Genomic DNA, 15,291 nt, shown 5'->3' with positions numbered 1-15,291 from the left:
CGCCATGTCAGATGAGAAGGCCCACTATCCAGGCTTCAACGGACTGGGCCGTACGCCGAACATCTGGGGTGTACCCTACATGGCTATGCTCGTGGTCGTTGTGTCTTCCATGCTGCTCGCGATGTTCGTTGGATTCTTCCTCGGACCGGGGGGGCTTGCCTTTGTCTTTCTGGGAGGCCCCGTACTTCTTTATTTCAAGAAGGTGTGCGAAACCGACGATCAGGGACTGCGCATCATGTGGCTTGAGATGCGCTGTCGCTTTTACTTTCTGATGCAGAAGCTCCGCGCGTCCGTCAGAGCGAGCCGCGCCGCTCCACGCTTTGGTAACACGCTGACACTGGCGCCGCTTCGTTACGGACGCCAGCGAAGGGTCTATCGCCACTTTCTCAGCCCATTGCCCCGCGGCACGCACCGTCTGCGCGAGCTCGATCCGGAAGAGTCATGACACAGAAGCCCGAAATTTCGAGTGAGATACTTGGCGGCCTCGGCGCCGTCGAGGACTGGCTGCCAAGGTTCGGTCACCCGGTCACGAAGCACGTCCAGCATCTTGACGGCAACCGGTTCATGGTGACGCTCGCGATGAGCGGTGTGCCATTTGAGGTGCACGACAATCCGGCGCTCGAACGCATCTTCGACCGTGACACAGAAACCTACAGCAAGCTTGGGCGCGATCTGGGAGGCCGGCTCGGCTACTGCACGACATTCGCACGGCGCAGGGTGAATTTTGACCGCGTCTATCGGTTTAAACAGCGCTTTATGCAGTGGTTCGCGCATGAATACATTGGGCACTTCAACGACGACCGTTTTTACGAAAACCGCTACTACTTCTCGCTAATCCTGAAGTACGAGGATTTCGACGATGGCCTGAAGGAGATCGAATCGCTCGCGAAGCAGGCGGTGCTGCAGTTCGCCGACTACGAGGCAGGGCCGCTTGAGGTGTATCCGCGCACGCACATGAGCGGCATGCAGATGCTCTTCTCGAAGCAGTACGGCTTTATCAGCGACCTCATCAATGCGGTATGGACTGACGTGCCGGTCGCGGCGGAGCCAGGTAACGACGTCATCCCGTCAAGCTATCTGCATTTCGGCTACAACACGGTGGCGATTCGTGGGCCCGGGGTTGCGGCTGGTCGGCAGTTTGCAACCTGCCTTGACTTGCGGGGATTTCCAGACAAGCCGGGCTGGGGCCAGTTGAATCCGCTGCTGACGCTGCCAATGGAGTTCACGATAACCCAATCGTTCAACTGCCTCACCGGGTTCGATGCGAACCGGGCGATCGATTCGGCTGTCAACAAGCTGGAGTCCGCTGGCGACAAGGCGGAGCATCAGCGCAAGGAGCTGAGACAGGCCCAGGGATATGTCAACACAGGCGAGCTCAGCTTCGGGGAGTATCACGGCGCGGCAGTCATTTATGGCGAGACGGCGAAGGAGGCGATCACAAACGGCGATCTGTTTGTTTCACGTTCGCGCAATGAATGCGGCGTCGAATGGATGACCGCTACCGGCTCGGCGCCGTTCACGTACTTTTCTCAGGTGCCAGGCGCAAGGGTCAAGCCGCGGCCCAAGGTACAGTCCTCGCGCAATTTCGCTTCGATGAATGCGTGTCACGACTACTCCACAGGCAAGGCGGAGGGCAATCCCGTCGGTGATGGGTCGGCGATCGTTCCGTTTCGCACGAAGGCTAACAACGTCTATAACTTCAATTTTCACGCAACACGTCTGGGTGATGTCAACGTGGCCGAGAGACTAGCCGGTCATACCGAGGTGAAGGGGACGACAGGTACTGGCAAGACAACCCTCGTTGCCTCGGCAATATCCCTGCTCATGCGGTTCGAACCGTTGCTTTTTGTGCTCGACAAGGGACGGGGCTGGGAGCCGACTGTTCGCATGCTGGGCGGGGCGTATGTCTACGTGGAGAAGGGCGCACCTACTGGCTGGGCGCCGTTCCAGTTAGCTGATACCGCAGAAAACCGCGAATTTCTCTACGGCCTCGTTGAATTGTGCGGCCGCAAGAGCGGCCCCGATCATCAAGGCAAACCCGTCAAGCTTGACCTGACTGCAACCGAGAAAGCCCATTGCCGTACCGCCGTCGACGCAGTCATGGATATTGAAGATGTGCGGCTGCGTCGCTTCAGCATTCTTTTGGACAGCATCCCGGACGAGGGCGACGACTGCCTGCGTGCGCGCCTGTCGATCTGGTGCAAGTCGGAGAGCGGCCGGTTCTGGTGGGTGTTCGACAACCCGCCAAACCTTTCGCTGAACCTCACCGAGCAGCGGTGCATCGGCTTTGATGTCGAGGCATTCCTCGTAGAGAACTATGAGCCGTCAGAGGCGGTGTTCGCGTGGCTCTTTCACCTGAAGAATCTCATGCGGAAGAAGGGTGCGCTGATGGCGACCGTTATTGAAGAATACTGGTTGCCCATCCGCTTCCGCACGATCCGGGAGCAGATCGAGGAAACACTCGCGAGCGGTCGCAAGGAAGGTGAATTCATGATCGTGCTCACGCAGCAGCCGGAGCAGGCACAGAAGGCGGCCGACCTGTATCCGGCGCTGCGCAGCCTTATCGCGACGAAGCTGTACCTTGCCGACCCTGCTGCCGAAGAGGCACCGTATTTGCGCGATGGCCAGACAAAGAAGGAATTTCAGGAGTTCAGGAAACTGACGCCGCAATCACGCGGTGTCCTGATCAAGCAGGGCAATCAGTCGGCCTTCGCCAGTTTCGACTTGCGCGGTATGGACGACGCGATCGCCGTGTTTTCAGGCGACCGAGAAAACGCCCTGATTCTCGATGGCGTGCGCGCCGACGTGGGCAATGACCCCGACGTATGGCTGCCCGTCTACCTGTACCGCGTATTCGAACGCAAGCAGCGTACGCGGTTGATCTCGAAGTACGGCGTGGATGAGGCGCTGTGGAGCGATGAACTGACCGTGGCACTGATGCGCAAGCGTGCGGAGCTCGAAGCAGTCTACGGCCACCTCGCGCAGATCATGACCGAAGTGGCAGCGGCCTGACCCTAAAACCGAATGGAGATATCCGTGGAACCTTTGATTGCCGTATCGACCGCATTCCGAGGACTCACGCGCCGCGGCTTTCCGGTCGTCTCTTTTCTTTGCGTTGGGCTGACCGCGCAAGCCCAGGGGGTACCGACCATCTCGCCCGCGGAGCTCGCGCAGCAGATGACGATGGTGCAGAAGCTCGTCCAGCAGATCCAGAATCAGGAGGATCAGATCCGTGCCATCACCGGTAATAGCGGCCTCGGGACGATCGCGAACAACCCGGCACTGCGCAGCTATCTACCCGATGAGTGGCAGGACATCTATTCGCAAGTCAGGGCTGGTAGCCTCTCGGGCATTAGTTCACCCATGCAGACCATAGAGCAGCAGGAGGGTATGACCGGGGCGAGCACGCCCGCCCAGCAGCGCTACTACGACACACTCGCCGCCAACAAGGCGATGGACGAACAGGCGTACTCGGCGATCATGGAGCGTTTCAGCAACATCCAGTCGCTCATGCAGCAATCGAATCTGACTCAGGATCCGACCGAGAAGGCCGACCTTCTAAACCGTCTGGCCGCCGAAGAGGCGATGGTGACAAATGACCAGACGCGCCTGCAGCTCACCGCAAACCTGCAGGGCCAAGAACTCAGACTCGCGGAGGAGCAACGTGATCGAGAATTCGACAACGCTTTCCTGGGGAAAACCAATGGCCAATAAAGCACTTCTCGGAGCAGCTATCTCCCTGCTGGTTGTGATCGCAGGCTATCTCGGATATCTCGCATGGGACCGTCATCAGCACAACTTGGAGGAGGCGCAGCAGCAACAGCAGGATCTTAAGTTCGATGCTTCATTTCTTGGTACGACGCCAGAAAAACTGGCTGCTGAACGCAAGGCGAAAGGTATCAATCCGGCGAGCGACGCTGCCGAAGCGAGCGCGGCAGGACTGAAATAGTTCTACTTGGCCATCCCCTTGATTGAAGCAGGAGGCATCCGTGGCAGCTATCCAGCTTTTCACGTCAATGACGAATTCGTTCGACCAGAACGTGCTGAACACGATCTCGTCCGGTTCGACGCGAATTATTTCGCTGATTTCGCCACTGATGGCCGTGTGCTTCAGTATCTACGTACTCCTCGTATGTTGGGGCTACTGGCAGGGCCGCAATGATGATCCGATCGATGACTTCATGAGGCGGGTGGTGAGCTGGACATTCATTCTAACCTGTGGGATGAATATCCAGTTCTACAGCACCTATGTTGTTCCGTTTTTCAATGGGCTGGGAGAGCAGCTTGCAGGCACGTTGACCGATGGCAGCAACCCGGTATCGGGGCTTGATAACCTGCTCAACGCCTATATCAACGCCGCACAGGCCATTTACCTGCAGGCGTCTGGTCTCAAGATCATTGCCGCAATCTGGACGATCGCGCTGATGATCATTCTCGGCGCTGCCTTCATGGCGATTGCGATTGCCTACATCATTCTCGCGAAATTCGCGCTCGGCCTTTTGCTCGCCCTCGGGCCATTGTTCATTTCGGCCGCGCTCTTCCCGCCGGTGCGGCAGTTTTTCTGGAACTGGGTGGGGCAGTGCATGAACTACGTTTTGCTGGTCGCGCTTTTCGCGGCCGCATGTGCACTGCAGGTCAATTTTGCGATGGGTATTGTGCCCCTCGATGGCTCTCCGTCTCTCGCGCAGGTTATTGAGCTCGACGTCATGGGGTTGTCGTTCTGGATCATTTCACTGAATCTGCCTGGCCTCGCCTCGTCTCTCGCCGGCGGGGTCGGAATTTCCACCATGGTGGGCAAGCTCGGGACTGTCGCCAGGCTCGCGACCGAACTCGGAAAGCTTGGTGGTGCTGGCAAGGCGGCGACCGGAGGCAGTCTGCGCGAAGCGGGGTAAGCAATGGCCCGATTCCTTCTACTGATGGCGCGGTGGTGGTTGATCGCCGCCGTGGTAGCAACGATCGGTACGATCGTATCGATCAAGCTGTTCTTTTGAACACCCGAGAGAGAGTGAGGGCCAGGTGAAAGCAAGACATACCTATATCGCGAGAAAGGTGGAGGCGATAGCCGTCGTCCTGGTGGTGGCGATCTTCTCGGGCTGCAGTTCACCCCCGAAGCCGCCGGAGCCCACAGGCCAGTGGGTACCCGTCAACCCGATCACGGCGCAGGTGAGCCGGACACAACAGAAGTGAGGGTGGGATGTCAGCCTTGATCAGGCGGTGGATTGCCGCAGCGATGCCGGCGCGCGGGCGCAAGGCGGAGACTGCATCATTCGTTGCTCCGGCAGAGCACGAGACGCTCGATATAGCTGGCAACGATGTGGTGGGATGGTACCTGAAACAGGCGCTCACGTTCGAGCGCTCGAAGGTGCAGGCCGCGCAAGAAAAGGCGCGGATTGCCGACCGCAGGTCGGTGCTCTCGGGTGGCGTCGCTCTTGCTGCCGTTTTTGGCATGGGAACATTAGGAATACTAAATAGGCCAAATCCGCCCGCTGTACTACGGGTGAACGATACGACGGGCACTGTGGACGTCCTGCCGACGACGGCGAACGGCCATGTGACCTTTACGCAAAAGACTGACCGCCATGACCTCCACACCTATGTTGTGCTGCGCGAGAGCTACGACTGGGAAACGATCGAGGACACTCACAAGGCCGTGATGGTGATGAGTGACGATCGCGAGAAACAAATTTACGACACCTTCATGCGGGGAAGTGGCGGTCCCCTCAAGATGCTGAAGGACCAGGCGCGGGTCATTGCCAGTGTCGGCTCGATTACGTTTGTTGGGTCGACCGCGCAGGTCTTCTTTTCCAGGCAACTGATCCCCCTGAACCCGGCGGCACAGCGTCCCGATCCGACGTTCTGGATCGCGACCGTGGCCTTTACTCGTGTGAACGTTCCCGAGAGGACTGACGAACAGGATATCGACCCGGACGGATTTCGCTGCGCGAGCTATGAAGTTTCACGGGACTGGACGCGCGCGCCTGCCGATGCCTCGCCAGGCGGCCGCGCAGCGCCGGCCGCTTCCGCGATCTCGTCGAGCGGAGGTGCCGCATGACGGTGCGCGTGTTTCCCGCCTGTCCCGCTCTGGCGCTCGCGACCGCGCTTGCGGCGGGCACCGCGGCGTTCGCCGTCGAAACACCGCATAGCTGCGGCGGCGATCCGCATGTTCAGTGCGCGACCTATGATCCTAACCAGTCTTATCGCGTCGCGACTGCTGCGGGAACTGCCGTATTCATCCAGTTCGAGCCCGGTGAACATGTGATCGACAATGGCGCCGGAATGGGCGACAGGAGGGCGTGGTCACTCGGCATGAACGATAGCGGTGCGCTACTGAAGCCTCAGGCCCTGCAGCCGCAGACCAACTTCCTCATCGTGACGAACCGTCGTGTCTACGCGATATCGCTGGCCGACGCGACGGCGGTCCAGCCGGCCACATGGATATTGCGCTTCAACTATCCCGATACGCGCGCGAAGGCGAGCGCCGCGCAACTGCGCCGGGAGCAGGAGGTCACAGCGACGCTCGGCGCTGCTTCACACGGGCCGATCCCCGGGACAGCGCCGACGGCGAGTTTGCAGGCGGCGGGTAGTCCGGGCGTGCCGCCATCGGTGCAGGCGGTCTCGACCGCTAATGCGTCGAACATGCAGTACATGATGCGCGGCGATCGGGTGCTTGCGCCGACACTGCTGTGGGACGACGGGCGCTTTACGTATTTCAAGTATTCGACCACGCGCGATCTCCCGACGATCTTTACGAAGCTGCCTGACGACAGTGAGGCGACTGCAAACTACCACATGGAAGGCGATACCGTCGTCGTCCACGAGGTTTCGAAAGCGTTCGTCATTCGGTACGGGCAGTCGGTGCTTGGTATCCGTAATGACGGTTATTCGCCAGACGGGCGCTATGACGCTTCGGGCTCGTCCCTGCCGGGAACGGCGCGGCTCACGCGCCGGCATGAAACGTCTACCCCCACTCCGAATCCGGGCAGCTGAGCTCTGCGCATATACAGATGAAAGAGCGCAACGAAATCGCAAATGGGTCATCTCCCGATGTCGGGCCGCAGCCTTCGCTTGAGCTTCCGGCGCGGCGCAAGACGCGAACCGGCAAGATGCGGATCGCGCTAGTCGCGCTTGCCATGATCGCGCTCGGCGCTTCGGCGCTGACGATCTACCTGCAGCGTGTGTTCCAGCAACATGAGGAATCAAAGGCGGCAGATCTTAGAAAGCCGAAAGATTCGGGCAGTAGCGACACCGGTACAGATATCGAGTCGCAGAAGGATCGCATCAAGCGCGACGAGGCAGCGCAGGCCAAGGCGGCTTCGGACGCAGCTGCCGCAGCGCTCGCCGCATCCGAAGCACGCGCCAGGCTCACACAGCCCTCGGCCGCAGCGTCACAAGCCGGGATGGGGCAAGTGGTTAGCAATCAAGCGCGGCCGCTGACGCCGGCCGAACGGCGTCTGTCGGGTGGTGTGCTTGCGCTTGGGAACGAGCGGGGCGTCGGTGGGACGGGTGACGCTCCCGGCGGCGGATCAATGGATGCGTTCGGGCGCAACGGCCAAGCGAGCACTGAAAATGCTGGTGGTGACAAGGAGGGCCTCGCGGGCATGGTGCGCCCGATGGGCCAGTCGGCCTTGCGCGGCGAGGCGGGCGTGAACGGCGCGCCGCGTGCGGAAACCGGAAGCTCTAACAGCAGCGCACTGGAGAGATCTCTCCAGCCGTCGAAGCTGCAACCAATGCAGGCCTCGTTCCGGTCCAACCGTCACTACCTGCTCAGCCGAAACACGATGATCCGCTGTGGGCAGGCGACGGCAATCCGGACCGACCGGCCCGGTCTGATCGGTTGCCCGATAGCTCAGGATGTCTGGTCCGACGACGGCACGACGCTGCTGGTGCGCAAGGGGGCGATTGCCAAGGGTGAAACGCGTGATGCCGTGATGCAGGGGCAGGCCGTAATCGGTGCGATCTGGGACGAGATTGACGACGGCGACGTGCATATCCCGCTCCACTCACCGGCAACCGACACGCTTGGCGCCGCAGGTATCCCCGCCTACGTCGACGAGCACTTCTGGCTACGTTACAAGGGGGCGCTCATGGTGAGCCTGATCGGCGATTTCGGCCAGGCGCTTGCCAACAAGGCGACAGGCGCGGGCCAGACGATCACCTTCACGAACAGTTCGAACGCGACACAGGAAGTGGCGGCCGAAACGTTGCGTTCCACGATCAACATTCCGCCGACCGCGTATTCGAATCAGGGCTCACTGATCAACATTTTTGTGGCCCGGGATATCGATCTGAGAAGTGTGTATGAAAACGTCGGCCTGGACGGCAACGAGGTTGGCAATACAGGCCAGCAATGAACAGAGGCCTGGCTCTTGTCGATGAGGAGGCAGGTTCAATTTCCGGAGGATTTACCGCTGTGAGGCATCCAGCGCACCGAGTGGGTCACGTTGTCGAACGTCGAACAGTTTGATTGTGAATTGGGGAGGATTGCTGGTGAATGACTCTGCGATTATCGACGTGATCGAGAAGGGGACCATCGCCCGGAACTTCCTGAAACAGATGGGCATATCGAACTTCTTCGACGGCTCACTGACTGAAGTGGCGATCAATCGGCCGGGCGAGATCTGGACGGAGGGATCGGACGGCTGGAGGCGGCACTATGCGCCTGCCTGCACGTTCGATGCTTGTTTTAAGCTTGCGAATGCGCTCACCGTGATGAAAGGAGGCAAGTTCTCCACGAATCAGCCTATTCATCCTGTGGTGTTGCCCGATGGTGAGCGTGGACACGTGCTGATGTCGCCCGCCTGTGAGCAGGACACCATTTCGATTACGATCCGCATTCCGTCGAATGTTCGGTATACGGTCTACGAGTACGAGGAGAACGGCTGGTTCAGTGGCTATCGAGATGTGTCGCCGCGGCGTGATAGCGCGCACCACGATCTGCTTCAGCCGTTTGAGCTTGAAATGCTGAGGGCGAGGAGCCAGTGCGACGTCGTACGTATGCTCGAGCTAGCCGTCGCCAACCGGCTGAACATCGCGCTCGCTGGTGGCACCGGCTCCGGTAAGACGACATTGAATAAAGGCCTCTCTGACCTCGTACCGTCGTGTGAGCGAATCGGCACGATTGAAGATACGCCGGAGCTCTCACTGCCAAACCATTCGAATCACGTCCATCTATTTTTCAGCGACACGCTACCCGCGAAGGATCTCGTGCGCTCCACACTGCGTATGAAGTTCGATCGTGTGTTCCTCGCCGAGCTACGAGGCGATGAAGCGTGGGATTACATCACGCTGCTGAACACCGGTACGCCTGGTGGCATTACAACTGTGCATTGCAACGACGCCCGTTCGGCCCACTCGCGCATCGCCACGCTCGTCAAGCAGAGCGCGGTGGGCCAGACACTCGATTGGCGTTTCATTATGGGCCAGGTGCGTTCGACGATCGATCTGGTGCTCTTCATGCGCAACAAACGGCTTGCGGAAATCTGGTACGACCCGATCGGCAAATGGCAACTGCTGGGCGGTATCTCGTGAGCTTTGCCGTGGTGAAGGAATCGGCGAACGCTGTTGCAGATTGCGTCGTGTGCAAATGGCGACCGGATGGCGAATTTGCCCTCATGCATCAGACAGGCTGGGCGATAGCACGATACGCCCTTTGCGAGGAATGGCGCTATCTGCTTTGGGAGCCGACGACCCGGTGCGGGTCATCGAACGGGCCTGCGTGCCATGGACGGTTCGATGACGTGCGCGACTGCAATGCAACCGCACCGGCGCCTCGTGCTACATGAAACGGAGTAGGGAAGGAGACGGGGATCGCGATACACGTGAGGCTCCGCATTGACGACGGTTGCATCGTCGTGACCAAGAATTGAGGGAAGCCATGCCTAGATATCTCAGGATCGTTGTCCCCTGCGTCATATTGCTGGTCATCGTGGCCGGTGCGGTGGCCTTGGGCCAGTACATCGGTGGCGCGCTCTTCGCGCGCATACAAAAGCTGCCGCCTGAAACGGCAGGCGTATTCACGCTTCACGATTACTGGCTGGGGTACGGCGATGTGCCCGCGGTTCGGCGTGTGCTGAAGGTCTGCACGCTGCTCTCGGTAGCGATCGGCGGCCTGCCGGTGGCGGTGATCACGATGGCGCTGGTTAAGAGCCGCGGACGCGTCGCCCAGTTTGGCGAAGCCCGCTTCGCTTCGAGGCGCGATATCGAGAAAGCCGGCCTGCTGGATCGGCGGGGTCGCGAGCCATGAGCCAAGTGTACCCCCCGTTTATCGTCGGCAAGTACAAGGGCGAATACCTGAAGTACCACGGCCAGGACTTCCTGATGCTTGCCGCCGGCACGCGCGCCGACAAGGGCGTATCCATGGTCATCCCGAATCTTCTTACGTATCCGCATTCGGTTGTGGTGGAGGATATTAAGGGCGAAAATTTCCTGTACACCTCCGGCTATCGGCGCCAGTGCGGGCAGGAAACGTGGCTGTGGGCACCGTTTGCCGAAGACGGCCGCACGCACGCGTATAACCCATTCACATACATTGAACACCGGTCAGCCTATACGCGTGTAGGTGATGTGATGGCCATCGGCGAACATCTCTATCCGTCGAACGTCGATCCACGGCTGAAATACTGGAACGACAACGCACGCAATCTCTTTATCGGGATCGTGCTGTATCTGCTCGAGACGCCGTCGTTGCTCTGCACGTTTGGTGAGGTGCTGCGGCAGGCCTCCGGAAAGGGGCGCTCGATCCGCGAGCATATTTCGTCGATCGTCAGCACGCGTACGAATGCTGCGGTTGCGCTGCCCGCGCTTAGCTTCGAATGCCTGGACTGTCTGAACCGGTTCCTGTCCCAGTCGAAGGAGGCGTTTGGGAACATCGTGTCCACAATGACCGCGCCGCTGAATGTCTTCATCAATCCAATCGTAGACGCAGCAACGTCGCGGTGTGACTTCAATCTCGCAAGTGTGCGCCGGAAGCCCATGTCGATTTACGTGTCGATCAGGCCGAACGAACTCAAGGCCGGCGCGCTGCTCATGAACCTCTTCTACTCACAGTTGATAGATCTGAATACGCGCGAGCAACCCGCCGAGAACCCTGAACTTCAATATCAGTGCGCGCTGATGATGGACGAATTTACGGCCCCCGGAAAAATCGACATCATCGACACCGCCAATGCCTTCATTGCGGGCTACAACCTTCGCCTGATGCTGATTTTCCACAGCATGTCCCAGCTCGAGGACCCGAAGCTGTACGGCAGGCATGGCGCGCAGACGCTCGCTGTGAACTGCAAGATGCGCAATATTTTTGCGCCCCGGACACGAGAGGATTCCGAAGAGTATTCGAAGATGCTGGGAACGTTCACCTATCTCGCGCGTTCGCGCGGGCGCAGCCGAGGTCGCAGTTCGTCCACAAACACGAACGAGACCGAACACGCGCGCCCGCTGATGCTGCCTCAGGAATTGCGTGGCCTGCCCAGACGCAGGCAGATCATCACCATCGAAGGGTGCAATCCGATCTTGTGCGACAAGGCGTACTACTACGAAGACGCCGAGATGGTGGATCGCCTTGTGCAGCAAAGCCCGTATCTGCAGGGCGTCATGGCGGGCCTTCAAAAAGCCAATCGCCGGCGCGAATTCTTTGGATTTGCGCCGAAGTTTCCGGACGAAGCTCAGATGAAACACGCGGCCTTCGTGGAACGGGAACTCTGCGCGCCGGTGCCGCAGATCGACGTTGAGCAGTGGTGGCATCGACAGAACGACGTGCGCCGTGCCCAGGCGGCCGAGATGGCAGCGTCGTCCACACTGGTGCGCGAAGTGCGCGAGCACGAAATCGATGTGCTGAAAGCTGTCCACTTTGCCAACCGTACCAGCATTCGCGCTTCGCTTTTCAAGCTGATGCCCTACCTGAGCGAGGTGCTACCTGATGCGACCTCGGGTGACAAGCCCGCGGCCGCGCCTTTCCCCGTATCTGAAGGAGCCAGGCTATGAACGAGATTGAATTCCCGGAGGACCAGCTAGGGTTCCACGAGCGCGACGCCGCCAATTCCGACGACGCGTCGGCTATCCGAGCGCGCCAGACGTTACCGGCAAATGAACCCGATGTACGTACCGCGTCGAAGGCAACTGAAGCGTCGCTCGACGAAGCAACGCAGAAGCGGATGAAGAAAATACGCGGAACCGACCGGAAGGAGGTTGAAGCTTTGCTCAAGGATAGCCCGCCGGTCAATAACGCTGTCACCCCGGCCGCCGGCATTGGGAGGACGCTTGCCGCGAAGGAGACCGACAACGCCATCCAGCCGAAGCCGATCATCGAGAAGACCGGCTACGAGGTCCCGAAGTCGGTTCGCGATCAGTATGTGGCATTCGAGGGCAAGTATCTCGATCGCAAGAGCGAGACCGTGCATTTCGAGGACAAGGGCCGTTCGCTGGCCACGGCGAGCGAAGATCGCGATGTGATCCAGCACATGGTTGCGGTGGCTCAGGCGAAGTACTGGAGCGAGCTCCAACTGAAGGGCAGCGACGAGTTTCGCCGTCAAGCGTGGATCGCCGCCGAACTGGCCGGCGTGCCCTCGCGCGGCTTCCGGCCTAAGGCTCAGGATCGGGCGACACTAGCTGCCGCGCGTGAGGCGATGCGTATTGCTGCCGGCGAACGGTCGACAGCTGGCGAACCGGCACGCACGAATACGATTGAATCAGAGGCCGATGCGAAAAGCCCCGAACAACCCGTTGCGTCGGGCGAAAACAGGGGGGCGCGGAAGGGCGCGCCGCGCACAGCAGGTGAGGCACCTCGCCCAAATAAGGGTAACGGCTTTCCTGGGCCGGAGAGTCCCGCACCCACGCCGGTTCGATCTGGCGCCGGCGCCACCGGTGGCCTAGCACAGAGCGACGCGCGACAGCAGGCACAAGCCACGCTCCAGACCACGACTCCGCCGGGAGTCACGGCGGGTGAGCTACTCGCGCACGGGCCGTCGCCTTTCAATCACGATCCAAAGCACAAGGACAGTTACTACGCGACCGTCCGCACACAGGCAGGAGAGCGCACCGTTTGGGGCCTCGACCTCGAACGGGCGATTGCGGACAGCGGTGTCCAGATCGGGCAGCGCGTCGAGCTTGAAAAAGGTAGCACCCGGCAAGTCACCGCCCTGCAGCGGCAGTTCGACGGTAAGGGGCGGGAAATCGATCCGAAGCCCGTGACGAGCCGGCGCAATGAGTGGCTGGTGTCGTCACCCGATGTGGCAGGCTTGCCAACGCGCGAGCAGCGTCAACAGATGGCGAGTGTGCGCCGGGAAGTCAACGAACAGCGCCGCATTAACGAGGCGCGTGAGCGCTTCCTGAATGGCAATTGGCGCTACACGAAGGAGCAACAGGCCACACTCGAAGCGGCGCGCGAGCGCATCAAGGAGCAGGCTGCGCGCGAGGTGCTGGAAGACGAAATCAAAGGATTGCCCGAGCAGCAGAAGGAGCAACTGCGAGGGGAGTTCGAAAGCGCCGTGGCCGAGGCGCGCGCAACTAACCGTCCGCTCGAGGTTCCGATGCCACAGGTCAGTGACGCGACGATCGAGGCGGTGCGCGAGCAGATCGAGCGCGAGCGTGCGACGCAGGAGCCCGGCCGGCAGCACGCGGGGAGCGCCGCTACGGAAAGCGCGTCGGAGCAACCCTCGCTGGAGGCCGGACATGACGCGCCGCCGTTCGAACTTGAACCCTGATCGTTACGTGAAGCCGGACGCTGGCCCCGTGCAGACGACGGCCACTCCTGCCAATTCTTCTCCGGAGCAGCGAAGCATGAAAATCGCAGTGTTAAATCACTCAGGCAACGTCGGCAAGACGACCGTCACGCGTCATGTGCTGGCACCTCGCCTGGAAGGAGCGGTGGTGATTTCTATCGAATCGATCAATTCCGACGGCACCGACACGGCCGCCCTGCGCGGCAGCCAGTTTGACGAGGTGCAGGACCGGCTGATGAGCGTGAGCCGTGCCGTTGTCGACGTCGGCGCGTCGAACGTCGAAGACTTCATTACGCTGATGAACCGCTATGACGGTTCGCACCAGGACTACGACCGCTTCGTCGTGCCAACTGTGGCCGGGGCCAAGCAGCAGGTCGACACCATTTCAACCCTTCAGACGCTCCAGCAAGTTGGCGTCCCGCGCGAGAAAATCCGGGTTGTTTTCAACATGGTCGACCCGAAGCAGGATCTCACGAGCGCATTTTCGAGGCTTTTCGAGGCAGTCGGGCGCGACGGCTGGTGTGCCCTTAACCCCAATGCCGTGATCTACGAGAATCCCATCTTCGAAAAGATCAAGGGGATCGGCAAGACCATTGCCGATATCCGGAACGATCCTGCGGACTACCTCGCCATGAACGCCGAGGCAATCGACTCCGGCATGCCCGAGGAGCAACGCGCGCATATCCGGCGCATGGTGGCACTGAAGCGGCTCGCACGCCGGGTCACATCTGAACTCGACGTGGTGTTCGCGGAACTGGTGAGCTGACATGGGCGCAAAGGACGACGCGATCCGCGAGGAGCTGATTGCTGCCGCGCTAGGTGAGGTAACGAATGTGCGCCGCGAGGTGAAGGAGCTCGGCGAGCTGGTCGAGGCGTATCGCAAACAGTTTAAGGACGATGGTGAGCTCCTGATGCTACGGCTCACCGCGCGCCACGAGCAGTTTTTGAAGCAGTTCTCCGAAGCGAGCCTGGACGTGCTGGAGAAGGCCGCCAGTTTCGGTGAGGCACGCGATCAGCTGCTCGCCGAACTGTCGCTGCGCCAATACGACGAAGCGAACGGCCGTAGTCGTGAGCTCCTGCGCGAACTACTCCGGCACGAACGACGTCGTGGCGGTTTCGTCAGTCGCGGGGAGCTCGCGAGCTGGGTGCTGGTTGCGGCAATCATCGCAGCGGCGCTGTCTGTGGCACTACCGACCATTCTGGCCGGCCTGCATCTGTTCGGACGATAGGGGGCGACGCAATGAAACGACGATCAGTTGCGGGCGCACTTTGCCGTGCGGTCCTCATATGCGCACTCGCGACGCCGCTGGCGCGCGCGAACGATAACGTGGACGCGTGCGGGGTGGTGCTCTGTCTTGCCGGTGTGATGGGCGGTGGCAGCGGTGGCAAAACGTGCGACGAATACGAAGCGACGTACTTTTCCATCGTGCGATTCCATCACGGGCATTTCGATCCAGGTGGAACCACGAATGCACGCGGCGACTATCTGAACGAGTGCGAGTCGGTCGGAAGCGACTTGAGGGGCTCGGTCAATTCGAGGTATGGCGCCGTCGAAAAAGGACCTTGAATCGCGCGC

Annotated in this window: 16 protein-coding genes; all 16 read left to right on the top strand. The window is 60.4% G+C overall.

The window, feature by feature from the left end:
• The first annotated feature begins 4 nt into the window (after positions 1-4).
• Entirely contained in the window at positions 5-445 is a 441-nt protein-coding gene (locus U5A52_RS34170) for a VirB3 family type IV secretion system protein (RefSeq protein ID WP_321917272.1), read from the top strand.
• Positions 442-3,012, top strand: coding sequence for a transporter (locus U5A52_RS34165; RefSeq protein ID WP_321938362.1), 2,571 nt, complete (start codon positions 442-444; stop codon positions 3,010-3,012). The genes U5A52_RS34170 and U5A52_RS34165 overlap by 4 nt, the downstream gene beginning before the upstream one ends.
• Positions 3,013-3,036: 24 nt before the next feature.
• On the top strand, positions 3,037-3,714 hold the full coding sequence (locus U5A52_RS34160; RefSeq protein ID WP_321938361.1) for a type IV secretion system protein: 678 nt from the start codon (positions 3,037-3,039) through the stop codon (positions 3,712-3,714).
• Positions 3,704-3,949 (top strand): hypothetical protein, encoded by a 246-nt coding sequence (locus U5A52_RS34155; protein WP_321938359.1) that lies wholly within the window; start codon positions 3,704-3,706, stop codon positions 3,947-3,949. The genes U5A52_RS34160 and U5A52_RS34155 overlap by 11 nt, the downstream gene beginning before the upstream one ends.
• 67 nt (positions 3,950-4,016) lie before the next feature.
• Entirely contained in the window at positions 4,017-4,892 is an 876-nt protein-coding gene (locus tag U5A52_RS34150) for a type IV secretion system protein (protein ID WP_321938431.1), read from the top strand.
• Between the two features lie 124 nt (positions 4,893-5,016).
• Positions 5,017-5,187, top strand: coding sequence for a hypothetical protein (locus tag U5A52_RS34145; protein WP_321930775.1), 171 nt, complete (start codon positions 5,017-5,019; stop codon positions 5,185-5,187).
• 7 nt (positions 5,188-5,194) lie between these two features.
• On the top strand, positions 5,195-6,052 hold the full coding sequence (locus U5A52_RS34140) for a type IV secretion system protein (protein WP_321938356.1): 858 nt from the start codon (positions 5,195-5,197) through the stop codon (positions 6,050-6,052).
• Positions 6,049-6,987 (top strand): TrbG/VirB9 family P-type conjugative transfer protein, encoded by a 939-nt coding sequence (locus U5A52_RS34135; protein ID WP_321938354.1) that lies wholly within the window; start codon positions 6,049-6,051, stop codon positions 6,985-6,987. The genes U5A52_RS34140 and U5A52_RS34135 overlap by 4 nt, the downstream gene beginning before the upstream one ends.
• 17 nt (positions 6,988-7,004) lie before the next feature.
• The gene (locus tag U5A52_RS34130; protein ID WP_321938353.1) at positions 7,005-8,351 is read left to right on the top strand and encodes a TrbI/VirB10 family protein; all 1,347 of its coding nucleotides are present in this window, start codon (positions 7,005-7,007) and stop codon (positions 8,349-8,351) included.
• Positions 8,352-8,553: 202 nt separating this feature from the next.
• Complete coding sequence (virB11, locus tag U5A52_RS34125; protein ID WP_321938429.1) at positions 8,554-9,528, top strand: P-type DNA transfer ATPase VirB11; 975 nt, start codon at positions 8,554-8,556, stop codon at positions 9,526-9,528.
• A 346-nt stretch (positions 9,529-9,874) separates the two neighbouring features.
• A complete protein-coding gene (locus U5A52_RS34120; protein ID WP_321938351.1) occupies positions 9,875-10,243 on the top strand; it encodes a hypothetical protein in 369 nt (122 codons plus the stop codon).
• Positions 10,240-11,979: a type IV secretory system conjugative DNA transfer family protein gene (locus U5A52_RS34115; RefSeq protein WP_321917259.1), complete on the top strand. Its 1,740-nt coding sequence runs from the start codon at positions 10,240-10,242 to the stop codon at positions 11,977-11,979. The genes U5A52_RS34120 and U5A52_RS34115 overlap by 4 nt, the downstream gene beginning before the upstream one ends.
• Positions 11,976-13,697: an LPD7 domain-containing protein gene (locus tag U5A52_RS34110; protein ID WP_321938348.1), complete on the top strand. Its 1,722-nt coding sequence runs from the start codon at positions 11,976-11,978 to the stop codon at positions 13,695-13,697. The genes U5A52_RS34115 and U5A52_RS34110 overlap by 4 nt, the downstream gene beginning before the upstream one ends.
• A gap of 76 nt (positions 13,698-13,773) precedes the next feature.
• Positions 13,774-14,481 (top strand): StbB family protein, encoded by a 708-nt coding sequence (gene stbB, locus U5A52_RS34105; protein WP_321938347.1) that lies wholly within the window; start codon positions 13,774-13,776, stop codon positions 14,479-14,481.
• A 1-nt stretch (position 14,482) separates the two neighbouring features.
• Positions 14,483-14,944, top strand: a complete 462-nt coding sequence (locus tag U5A52_RS34100) for a hypothetical protein (RefSeq protein WP_321938345.1) — start codon at positions 14,483-14,485, stop codon at positions 14,942-14,944.
• An 11-nt stretch (positions 14,945-14,955) separates the two neighbouring features.
• Positions 14,956-15,282 (top strand): killer protein, encoded by a 327-nt coding sequence (locus tag U5A52_RS34095; RefSeq protein ID WP_321938343.1) that lies wholly within the window; start codon positions 14,956-14,958, stop codon positions 15,280-15,282.
• Positions 15,283-15,291 lie beyond the last annotated feature (9 nt).

This window comes from Paraburkholderia sp. J8-2 (genome assembly GCF_905220195.1).
In the GTDB taxonomy this organism is placed as follows: domain Bacteria; phylum Pseudomonadota; class Gammaproteobacteria; order Burkholderiales; family Burkholderiaceae; genus Paraburkholderia.
This window is presented reverse-complemented; position numbering and strand designations above follow the sequence as displayed.

Excerpts from the sequence above, each read along its gene's own strand:
- U5A52_RS34120 (WP_321938351.1), top strand. The coding sequence starts at position 9,875 with ATGCCTAGATATCTCAGGATCGTTGTCCCCTGCGTCATATTGCTGGTC.
- U5A52_RS34100 (WP_321938345.1), top strand. The coding sequence starts at position 14,483 with ATGGGCGCAAAGGACGACGCGATCCGCGAGGAGCTGATTGCTGCCGCG.
- U5A52_RS34095 (WP_321938343.1), top strand. The coding sequence starts at position 14,956 with ATGAAACGACGATCAGTTGCGGGCGCACTTTGCCGTGCGGTCCTCATA.
- U5A52_RS34165 (WP_321938362.1), top strand. The coding sequence starts at position 442 with ATGACACAGAAGCCCGAAATTTCGAGTGAGATACTTGGCGGCCTCGGC.
- U5A52_RS34130 (WP_321938353.1), top strand. The coding sequence starts at position 7,005 with ATGAAAGAGCGCAACGAAATCGCAAATGGGTCATCTCCCGATGTCGGG.
- U5A52_RS34140 (WP_321938356.1), top strand. The coding sequence starts at position 5,195 with ATGTCAGCCTTGATCAGGCGGTGGATTGCCGCAGCGATGCCGGCGCGC.
- virB11 (WP_321938429.1), top strand. The coding sequence starts at position 8,554 with ATGGGCATATCGAACTTCTTCGACGGCTCACTGACTGAAGTGGCGATC.
- stbB (WP_321938347.1), top strand. The coding sequence starts at position 13,774 with ATGAAAATCGCAGTGTTAAATCACTCAGGCAACGTCGGCAAGACGACC.
- U5A52_RS34110 (WP_321938348.1), top strand. The coding sequence starts at position 11,976 with ATGAACGAGATTGAATTCCCGGAGGACCAGCTAGGGTTCCACGAGCGC.
- U5A52_RS34170 (WP_321917272.1), top strand. The coding sequence starts at position 5 with ATGTCAGATGAGAAGGCCCACTATCCAGGCTTCAACGGACTGGGCCGT.
- U5A52_RS34135 (WP_321938354.1), top strand. The coding sequence starts at position 6,049 with ATGACGGTGCGCGTGTTTCCCGCCTGTCCCGCTCTGGCGCTCGCGACC.
- U5A52_RS34115 (WP_321917259.1), top strand. The coding sequence starts at position 10,240 with ATGAGCCAAGTGTACCCCCCGTTTATCGTCGGCAAGTACAAGGGCGAA.
- U5A52_RS34155 (WP_321938359.1), top strand. The coding sequence starts at position 3,704 with ATGGCCAATAAAGCACTTCTCGGAGCAGCTATCTCCCTGCTGGTTGTG.
- U5A52_RS34150 (WP_321938431.1), top strand. The coding sequence starts at position 4,017 with ATGACGAATTCGTTCGACCAGAACGTGCTGAACACGATCTCGTCCGGT.